Consider the following 8,405-nt stretch of genomic DNA (forward strand, 5'->3'; position numbering starts at 1 on the left):
GGCAAGCTCTTATGCATGCGATTCCACTCCTTGTGTCCAAGAACCGGGACTAATGTAAAGGAGGCCAGCACGCTCAGATCGATACGCAGGAGCATGCTTCCGTCCTAGGAGACAAAGGTGGCAAAGACCAGGTCCACTCGAAGCCGGCCCGGCTCCTGGCGCGGGGAGCGGATGGTCATCCGTTCGATAAATATCCCCTCCGGAGCCTGTTCCACATGGGCCAGAAAAGTGGCCAGCCGGGCCAGGCGCACGGGTTCCAGGCGCATCTGGACCTTCTCTTGAGACCTGTCGTTTCGTTCGTCTGTCAGTGGGCGCATGTACTCCACGCTGCCTTTTATATTATCTTTTGTGGCTTGATTCTCCAAAAAAGAAAATAAGGTAAAGTCTTCTTGCTTTTGCCCACGCTCTTGAGGACCCTCGGACCGCTTTTGGGCTTCCTTGAGTTCGGCCCCGAGCTGTCTTAGTTCCTGCAGCCTGTGCAGGGCCTGCTCCTGGCTCTGTTTCAGCCCCTGCCGATAATGCTGTGCAGGGATCAGCCCCCATTGGATAAGGCCAACGAGCAGGAGCACAGCAGCTGCAGAGTACAGGAGCCGTTTTTTTTGCCTATCACTCATCCGGCGTCCTCCAGTTGCAGGCGGAGGTTGAAGCTGACCCCGCTTTGGTCTTGATTGACAGTTGCTCCGTCTATGCTCGCTGTTTTCACCAAGCTTGAATTCTCCAAGGCGTTTTTGATCCGGTCAACCGATTTGAAGTTGGGAGCCGAGCCGTTGATGCGGACATTGCTGCCGTCCATGGCCAGCAAGGTGATCTGGATTCCTTCTCCAGAGGGCAGGGCGCGGCTGACTGTTTCCAGAACCCGACTCCCGGAGGCCGGAGGCCGCCCCTGCCCGGAACCGTCTCCCCGCAGGGCCCGGAGCCGGGATTGGATGACGCTTGTGTATTGTACCGGACGCACAGTGTCCGGCGCATCCGGAACACTCTGCTTAAAGGTGTCGGTGATTTTGGCGTTGAGCGTCTCGAGTCGGGATTTGTGCAGGAATATGTCCAGACCAAAGGCCCCTCCCCAACAGATGAGGATGGCGGCCAGAGATACGGCAATGAAGCGCAAATGGGGACGGAAAAGGGTCGATTCGGACCCATGAGCGGGTGTGCTGCGCAGAAGGTTCAGTTCCTTCTTGTCCAGTCCGCCCCGGACCGCAGCAGCGGCCGGGAGGCAGGAAAGGGGGCACTCTGGGAGCAGACCTGAAGGGTCCTGGATTGTCCAGGGATCCAAAAGTTTCAGGTCCAGGCCGGCGGCCAGGGCTTGACTCAGGGTGTCTCTGGTCTGGAGTGAGCCAAGAGAGACCAAGTTCCGGGGCGGATCATGCCTGTCGGCGGTCATGAGGGTCATCCGGATTTGACGCAGGAGGTACTGAAAGGACGGAGACCCGGTCCAGTTTTCCATGGAAAGCTTAGAATGATCAGGAAGGGCTTCTTGATCATTATTCCGGGGAAGGACCCCCTGGCTCTGAAGCTCAATGAGCATATCACCCAGACCGACAGGGATACAGCGTAAACAGGCCGGAAAACCGTCCGGCATCCACGTCAGATTGGTGCAGTCATCGTCGATCAGGACATATGCAGGGGCAGGGTCTGTATCAACCGGGAGCCGAGCAAGCCAAGAGGCCAGGGCTGTGGGGCGAAGGTGGACATGAGCCGTCTTCAAGCCGATTTCCTGCAGGGCATGGATCCAGGAATTTATGCTCTCCAATGGGTACAGGACAGCCATAACCGGCTGCTCTCCCTTGTGGTCCGGCCCCCTGGGGAGGATATCCCAGGCGTACTCGGCCAGGGACAACGGAAGACGGCTTTCCAATTCATACCCGGCTACTTCCCGGATCTTGTCCAGATCGGTAAAGGGAAACACCAGGTTTTGAAACAATGCCAGGCAGTTGTTGAAGCTTAAAACCACCTGGTCGCAGGGCGTGTTTAGGGCAGCGATTCTGTTGTGCAGAACAGAGGCGGCCTGGGCGGGTTCATGGGAGGACCCGAGCTCAAGGGTAAAGGTCTCTTCCAGTCGCCGCCTCCTCCCCCCTCTGGATATGCCGGCTGCACTTATGCGGCTGGCACTGATCTCTATTCCCAGAATACGCGTACCCATCATCGTGTCACTTATTCCGTTTCTTTGTGCACGGGATCAAAGGTGATTGTGCCCTTTGAGATCTTCCGTCTGAGAACAATATACCTGGAGGTCTGAATGCCGCCGATGTCTGCTCTAAGCATCAAGGCGTAGATATCACTGGAAACAGCCACAAGCTCAGCCGGGAGCTGGACGTCGTTGTATCCGGCCATCCGGTTTCGATACCAGTCCGGTTCGGAAAGAAAGTCGTAATGCATGGGATCCCGGCGGTAGGCGGCCATTGTGGAGGCAAACTCCCGGGCCGTTTCCCTGGGGATGTCCGGATTAACCATGGCGGCCAGGATCTCCGGCCGGGCAGTGTTGATATTGATTGCCCCCCGGGTGTGCACGCTTATGAGATCCAGGAGTCCGGGCCGGTCATCAGTTTGTTTGAAGATTTTTCCGGGCATGTCCTGGATGAACGCAAGCTCACCGGCAAAAAGAAGCGGCCCGTTGCGGCAGGAAATCCGGCCTTCTTCCAGGGCGTAGGTGTCGGCCTCGGCCCCATGCACTCCGCTGGGGTTGCTGTCAGTGTCCAGCCAGTCCTTGATCCTGGGCATGATCATTTCGAGCTTTTCCCGGGGCAGGGAAAAGGGAGGACTGCCCAAAAGATTGACCAGGGTCTGCCGGTGCGGTTCACTCCAGGCCCCGTCCTCGGTGACCAGGGAGTTGATGGGAAACTTGCCCTGCTCGTCAACCACAGTGGCATTCAGTGCTCCGTCCGGCAGAGGGGGAAGATCGACCTGGTCCTGATCCGGAAACAGAGCCCAGGGCTCCCCGTAATGGTCGGCCGTGCCCTTCCCGGTGTCCTCCGGGTCTTTTCTGTCCTGGGCCAGGAGGTATGCGACCAGGGCCTGAGCGGAACGGTTGACGGCCCGTCCCCGGGCGGTTGAGACGTAAATGGCCGCACTGGCCTGCTCCACCTGCATCCGGCGCATGGTCTCGGTGACCGTGACCACCAGGACGCTGATAATGAGCAAGGTGATGATCAAGATAGAGCCGCGCAAATCCTCCAGTCCTCTGTGGTGCTGTGGCCTGAGCCGGTGCGTTTCAGAAGCATCATCCCTCGGTCCGGTAATGGCATCCCTGGCTGCGGGTGTTTTTCAGGGCAGCCCGGGTGATGACAACCGAGGCCTGGCAGCCGTGGAAGAGCTCGAGCAACGGCTTGCTGATCGGGGTGTTCTTGTAGAACTCGTGCAAACGGAGGCTTAAATTCTGCAGGTCCTGATGGGCCCGTTTCAGCCTGGACGTGGTGCGCACAATGCCCACGTAGTTCCACATGGTGTTCTTGATCTGAGCCCAGTCCTGGGCGATCAGGGCCGGGTCTTCGTTGTCTTCGCTTCCAGGATTGGCCCAGTCCGGGATGGAGTGCATGAGCTTCTGGCTGAGCATGTTCTTCCGCCTCATGCGGGAGGCGATGGATTTGGCCGCGTTTCTGCCCCAGAGCAGGCCTTCGAGCAGGGAGGTGCTGGCCAGGCGGTTGGCCCCGTGCACCCCGGTGCAGCTGCATTCGCCCACGGCGTACAGTCGGTTCAGGGTGGTCCGGCCCTCAAGATCCACCAGGAGGCCGCCGCAGAAAAAATGGGCGGCCGGGACCACTGGAATTGGATCTTTGCGCATGTCCACCCCAATCTCCAGGCATTTTTGGGATATGGTGGGAAACCGGCCGGCGATGTCTCCGGATACGAAATTGGCTGCATCCAGGTACACGAAATCGTCGCCGGTCTTGAGCATCTCCTGAACAATAGCCCTGGTGACCACGTCCCGGGGAGCCAGGTCCCCGCGGGGATCGTATTCCTTCATAAAGGGCGTTCCGTCCATGCGGATGAACCGGGCCCCTTCGCCGCGAACCGCCTCGGATATCAAGAACTGCTGGCCGCCGCGCTGGAACAGGGCGGTGGGGTGGAACTGAATGTATTCGCAGTTCATGGTTTTGACCCCGCTGCGATAGCCCATGCTCAGTCCGGAGCCGATGGATGTGCGGGCATTGGTGGTGTGCACGTATACTTGCCCCACACCTCCGGTGGCCAGGACCGTGACGTCTGCCATCAAGGTCTCCACCTGAGAGGTGCGCAGATTGTAGAAGTACGCGCCGACGCACTGGTTGGCCAACTGGTAATGAAACTCCAGCTTGGTGGAGTGGTGATGGGTGGTCAGAAGATCAATGGCCATCCGATTGGTCAGGACGTCGATGTTCGGCTCCATGGCCACGGCCCGGTGCAGGCCCTCCATGATGGCCTTGCCGGTGTAGTCTGCGCAGTACAGGATGCGGTTGACGCTGTGTCCCCCTTCCCTGGTCAGTTTGCACACGTCCTGCTGATCCCGTTCAAAGGGGATGTGCAGGGAATCGAGAAGGAACTCGCGCACCGCCTCCGGCCCATGCCGGGCCAGATGCTGGACCGCCCGGCGGTAATTGACATTCCAGCCGGCGGTCAGGATGTCCTTCTTCAGTTTGTCCGCCGAATCTTTTTCTCCGCGGTACACAATACCGCCCTGGGCCAGGACCGAGTTTCCGCTGCCCAGTTCAGATCCGGAGGAGACCAGGGTGACCTCCTGTCCGGCCCGGGCCAGTTCCAGGGCAGTGGTACATCCGGCTATGCCGGAGCCGATGACGAGGATTGATGCCTTGTGGCGGGGAGCTGTGTCGAACATAAGAGTTGGTCGTTTTCAGGTTCGGGTGTTTGTGGCCTGTTGGATTACGCGTCAGCCTGGAGCTGCAGCCGCATGCTCAGGTCCAGAACCGGAGCGGAGTTGGTCAGGCAGCCAATGGAGATGAAATCCGCTCCCAGAGAGCCGAGCAGGGGAAGCTTTTCCAGGCTGACCCCCCCGCTGATCTCGGACTCGATGCCCTGGGGGATCAGGGGCAGGCAGGCCGCGATCTCCCGTTCATCCATGTTGTCCAGCATGATCCGATCCGCCTTGGCCTGGACAGCTTCCCGGACATGGTCCTGGGTCCGGCATTCGACTTCGATGGGCGGGCAGGGCCGGTACGCGGTCCGGAGCTTTTCCACGGCCGCAGTGATGGATCCGGCCTGATCGATGTGGTTGTCCTTGAGCATGAGCATTTGGCTCAGGTTCAAGCGATGGTTTTGGCCCCCTCCGATCTGCACGGCGTATTTCTCGGGATATCGAAGGCCGGGCAGAGTCTTGCGGGTGTCTAAGAGCCGGGTCGGTGTTCCCTGCAAGGCCTGAACAAAGGAAGCGGTCAGGGTGGCGATTCCGGACAAATGGGTCAGGTAATTGAGGATCACCCGCTCAGCCTTGAGCAGCAGCGTAGCCGAGCCGCGCAGGTGGCAAAGCTCTTGCCCGGAGGTCACCCGGCTGCCTTCACACACCAGCAGCTCGATGTCCGCCGCGTATCCGGAAGGGCCTGCCCCTTCCAGGATCAAAGCAACAAGGGGCAGGCCGGCAATGACTCCTTCGGCCTTGGCCACGACTGTGGCCTGCAGGATCTCATCCGGAGCAAAGAGGGCCTCGGAGGTCAGGTCCGGGCCGTCCTCTTCCAGGGCCATGTCAATGCTTTGCAGGAGCAGGTCCAAGGCCGGTCCGTGGAAGAAGGCATCAAAATCGGGGTGCCCGTTCATGCCGAAAGTTCCATGCTCTGTCCGGGCTCCAGGTTGACCAGGCGGGCGGAGGCTCCGGCCTGCTGCAGCTCCCGGGCAAAGCGGTCGGTGTTTTGTTCCAGGACCGGAAACGAGCCCCAATGCATGGGCAATACGTTTTTGCATTGCAGCAAGTTGCAGGCCATGGCCGCCTGGGGCGGATCCATGGTGAAGATCCCGCCGATGGGCAGCACGGCCAGATCGATGGAGAACATCTTGCCAAAGAGCTCCATGCTGGAAAAGATCCCGGTGTCACCGGCATGATAGAGGCAATAGCCGTCTTCCAGGGTCAGGATGTATCCCACTGGGCAGCCGGTGGCCGAGGAGTGGAAGGCCTGGACCATGGTTACCTGGATTCCCTTGAACTCCACGGTCCCGCCAATGTTGAAGCCGATGCCGTTTACGATCTGCTCCTCAGGCACCCCGCTGTGTACGAGCTTGCCGGCGGTTTCAACCACCGCCCCGACATGGGCCCCGGTGGCTTTGCAGATATCCACGGCTTGGCCCATGTGGTCGTCGTGGTCATGGGTCACAAGAACCAGGTCCACCTGGGCGCAGGCATCAGATCCAACACAGGCCGAGGGATTGCCTTCGAACCAGGGATCAATGAGGATGGAACAATTGGGGGTGGTGATTTGAAAATTGGAATGGCCGTGCCAGGTCAGGGTGTTTGAGGACATGCGCATCACCTCCTTGTCGATGACGTCATTTTACGATTGCTGGCCGGGGGACGGTTGCCCGGAAAGGTCTCCCCAGCGGGGGGTCAGTGCATGGCTGATCCCCAACTGATCCAGTATACGCCCTACAAGATGATTGATCAAATCCTGAATAGTATCCGGGCAGTGGTAAAAGCCCGGTGAGGCGGGAACGATGCGCGCGCCGGCCCGGTCCAGACCAAGCATGTTTTCCAGGTGAATGCTGCTCAGAGGGGTTTCCCTGGGGACCACTATCAAAGGGAGCTTTTCCTTCAGGGTGACATCAGCGGCTCGATGGATGAGATTGCGTCCGGTCCCATGCCGGATATTGGCCAGGCTGGCCATGGAGCAGGGACAGACGATCATGCCCTGATGGAGCCAGGATCCGCTGGCTGGAGGGGCGGCAATGTCCATGCAATCGTGGAGCGTATATCCGTTTAAGGGCAGGTCCTCAAGCTTGGTCCCAGATTCAAGCTCCAGGATGGTTTCTGCTGCAGGGGAAATGATGACGTGAAGGTCGATGCGCGGATGCTCTGCAAGAACCTGAAGCAGGGACAGGGCATAGGGGGCGCCGCTTGCTCCGGTGATGGCCAGGAGAATCCGTTTTGAGCCGGAAGATTGAGCCGAGGAAGACATGAAAATCCAGTTGCGGGGTTGTTATGCAGGCTGCTGTGAACACAGGAGAGGATAGAGAAAAGGAGGTCAATGAGCAAGCTCTGAGAAGTCGGATTTGGCCTCGGATGATCTGCGTATTGACAACGAACACGCCTTGGGATAGAGATGTCTTCTTTCGGGCAATTAGCTCAGACGGATAGAGCGCCAGCCTCCGGAGCTGGAGGCCGCAGGTTCGAATCCTGCATTGCCCATCCTAACGGGATCCTTCGGGATCCCGTTTTTTTTATCTCCTGGGTCCAAGGGCCTCTTCCGGTGGGAGGTCTCAGCCGGGTTGACAGTTGCCTTGGGTTGAAGCGTTCTTTTTCAGCATCTCTTCCAGGACGGGCCCCAGTTTTTTCTTCTTGATCTTTTCCAGCAGAGTGGTCCGCTTCATATTCAGGATCTGGGCCGCCATCTTCTTGTTTCCCCTGGAGCGGCGGAGGGCATGCAGGATAAGCTGATCTTCAAGCTCGCTCATCCGGGAGTAGAAGTCCAGACTGCCCATGTTCTGCGTGCTCGAGGTGATGGACGGGGGCTGATCCGAACGGCGGAAGCCTCTGTATTTGGGGGGCAGGTCCCCGGACTGGACGGTATGTTCGCAGTGCAGGATGCACATGCGCTGAACCAGGTTTTCCAGCTCCCGGACATTGCCCGGCCAGGGATAGGTCTGCAGAGCCTGCATAGCCTGGGCTGAGAAGCGTTGGACCCCAAACTTGACTCCTCGATTGTACATCATGATAAAGGTGTTGACCAAGGCCGGAATGTCTTCGGGCCGTTCCCGCAAAGGGGGAATGGTCAAGGGGACAACGCTTAAGCGGTAGTATAGATCCTGGCGAAAGCGCCCTTCCTGAACCGCCTGGTCCAGGTTGGTGTGGGTGGCGGCTATGCCCCGGACATTGACGGACATCGGGGAGGCGGCTCCAACCGGCTCGATCTCCTGCTCCTGCAGGACCCTTAACCCACGTTTATGGGGGCGGCGACAAGACTGTCAGTCAAAACGGTGAGTTGTCTTAAAATCACTTAATTTTATGGTCACTACATTTATTGCGTTATCGTCTTCCTTGGCTTGAGCGGAACGCTTCGTATGCCCAGAGCTGAATACACCTCGGATTGATGCAGAGTAGCTGTTGTACAATGCCGTACATGCACAACACCACCTTGTTCCCGGGGCAGACTGGTGGTCAAAATGCAATGAGTGCCAAGCCATGATCTGATCGTTGACCAGCGATGATGGATCCCGGCCTGATGCAGATGATACTGGATCATATGCAAGAGATGATATGCCAGGATAGTTAT

8 protein-coding genes, 1 tRNA gene and 1 pseudogene are annotated in these 8,405 nt (G+C 58.6%); 1 reads left to right on the forward strand and 9 read right to left on the reverse strand.

The features are described 5' to 3' along the window. Nucleotides 1-104: 104 nt before the first annotated feature. The 7 genes from gspM to N902_RS0110950 are packed head-to-tail and all read right to left on the reverse strand — an operon-like array spanning nucleotide 105 to nucleotide 7,091. Entirely contained in the window at nucleotides 105-614 is a 510-nt protein-coding gene (gene gspM / locus N902_RS0110920) for a type II secretion system protein GspM (protein WP_027370963.1), read from the reverse strand. Beyond that, complete coding sequence (locus N902_RS0110925; protein ID WP_027370964.1) at nucleotides 611-2,143, reverse strand: PilN domain-containing protein; 1,533 nt, start codon at nucleotides 2,141-2,143, stop codon at nucleotides 611-613. Before N902_RS0110925 ends, gspM begins: the two co-directional genes overlap by 4 nt. 8 nt (nucleotides 2,144-2,151) lie before the next feature. Further along, a complete protein-coding gene (locus N902_RS0110930) occupies nucleotides 2,152-3,165 on the reverse strand; it encodes a type II secretion system minor pseudopilin (protein ID WP_034622564.1) in 1,014 nt (337 codons plus the stop codon). A 52-nt stretch (nucleotides 3,166-3,217) separates the two neighbouring features. Further along, nucleotides 3,218-4,810: an L-aspartate oxidase gene (gene nadB, locus N902_RS0110935; RefSeq protein WP_034622567.1), complete on the reverse strand. Its 1,593-nt coding sequence runs from the start codon at nucleotides 4,808-4,810 to the stop codon at nucleotides 3,218-3,220. Between the two features lie 44 nt (nucleotides 4,811-4,854). Further along, nucleotides 4,855-5,742: a carboxylating nicotinate-nucleotide diphosphorylase gene (gene nadC / locus N902_RS0110940; protein WP_027370967.1), complete on the reverse strand. Its 888-nt coding sequence runs from the start codon at nucleotides 5,740-5,742 to the stop codon at nucleotides 4,855-4,857. After that, nucleotides 5,739-6,440, reverse strand: coding sequence for a metal-dependent hydrolase (locus N902_RS0110945; protein WP_027370968.1), 702 nt, complete (start codon nucleotides 6,438-6,440; stop codon nucleotides 5,739-5,741). Before N902_RS0110945 ends, nadC begins: the two co-directional genes overlap by 4 nt. Nucleotides 6,441-6,470: 30 nt before the next feature. Further along, on the reverse strand, nucleotides 6,471-7,091 hold the full coding sequence (locus N902_RS0110950; RefSeq protein WP_027370969.1) for a UbiX family flavin prenyltransferase: 621 nt from the start codon (nucleotides 7,089-7,091) through the stop codon (nucleotides 6,471-6,473). A gap of 156 nt (nucleotides 7,092-7,247) precedes the next feature. Here N902_RS0110950 and N902_RS0110955 point away from each other — a divergent pair. Continuing rightward, nucleotides 7,248-7,321, forward strand: a tRNA-Arg gene (locus tag N902_RS0110955). 71 nt (nucleotides 7,322-7,392) lie between these two features. On the opposite strand, the gene N902_RS17505 is transcribed toward N902_RS0110955, so the two are convergent. After that, a complete protein-coding gene (locus tag N902_RS17505; protein ID WP_279614659.1) occupies nucleotides 7,393-8,058 on the reverse strand; it encodes an AAA-type ATPase lid domain-containing protein in 666 nt (221 codons plus the stop codon). Between the two features lie 92 nt (nucleotides 8,059-8,150). Next, nucleotides 8,151-8,405, reverse strand: a pseudogene (locus N902_RS20210) (IS1634 family transposase); the annotation flags it as partial.

It is taken from the genome of Desulfovermiculus halophilus DSM 18834, from assembly GCF_000620765.1.
Classification (GTDB): Bacteria; Desulfobacterota; Desulfovibrionia; order Desulfovibrionales; family Desulfothermaceae; genus Desulfovermiculus; species Desulfovermiculus halophilus.

Bases quoted from the DNA above. Each gene is read 5' to 3' on its own strand.
- N902_RS0110925 (WP_027370964.1), bottom strand. From the start codon at position 2,143: ATGATGGGTACGCGTATTCTGGGAATAGAGATCAGTGCCAGCCGCATA.
- N902_RS0110945 (WP_027370968.1), bottom strand. From the start codon at position 6,440: ATGTCCTCAAACACCCTGACCTGGCACGGCCATTCCAATTTTCAAATC.
- N902_RS0110950 (WP_027370969.1), bottom strand. From the start codon at position 7,091: ATGTCTTCCTCGGCTCAATCTTCCGGCTCAAAACGGATTCTCCTGGCC.
- nadC (WP_027370967.1), bottom strand. From the start codon at position 5,742: ATGAACGGGCACCCCGATTTTGATGCCTTCTTCCACGGACCGGCCTTG.
- nadB (WP_034622567.1), bottom strand. From the start codon at position 4,810: ATGTTCGACACAGCTCCCCGCCACAAGGCATCAATCCTCGTCATCGGC.
- gspM (WP_027370963.1), bottom strand. From the start codon at position 614: ATGAGTGATAGGCAAAAAAAACGGCTCCTGTACTCTGCAGCTGCTGTG.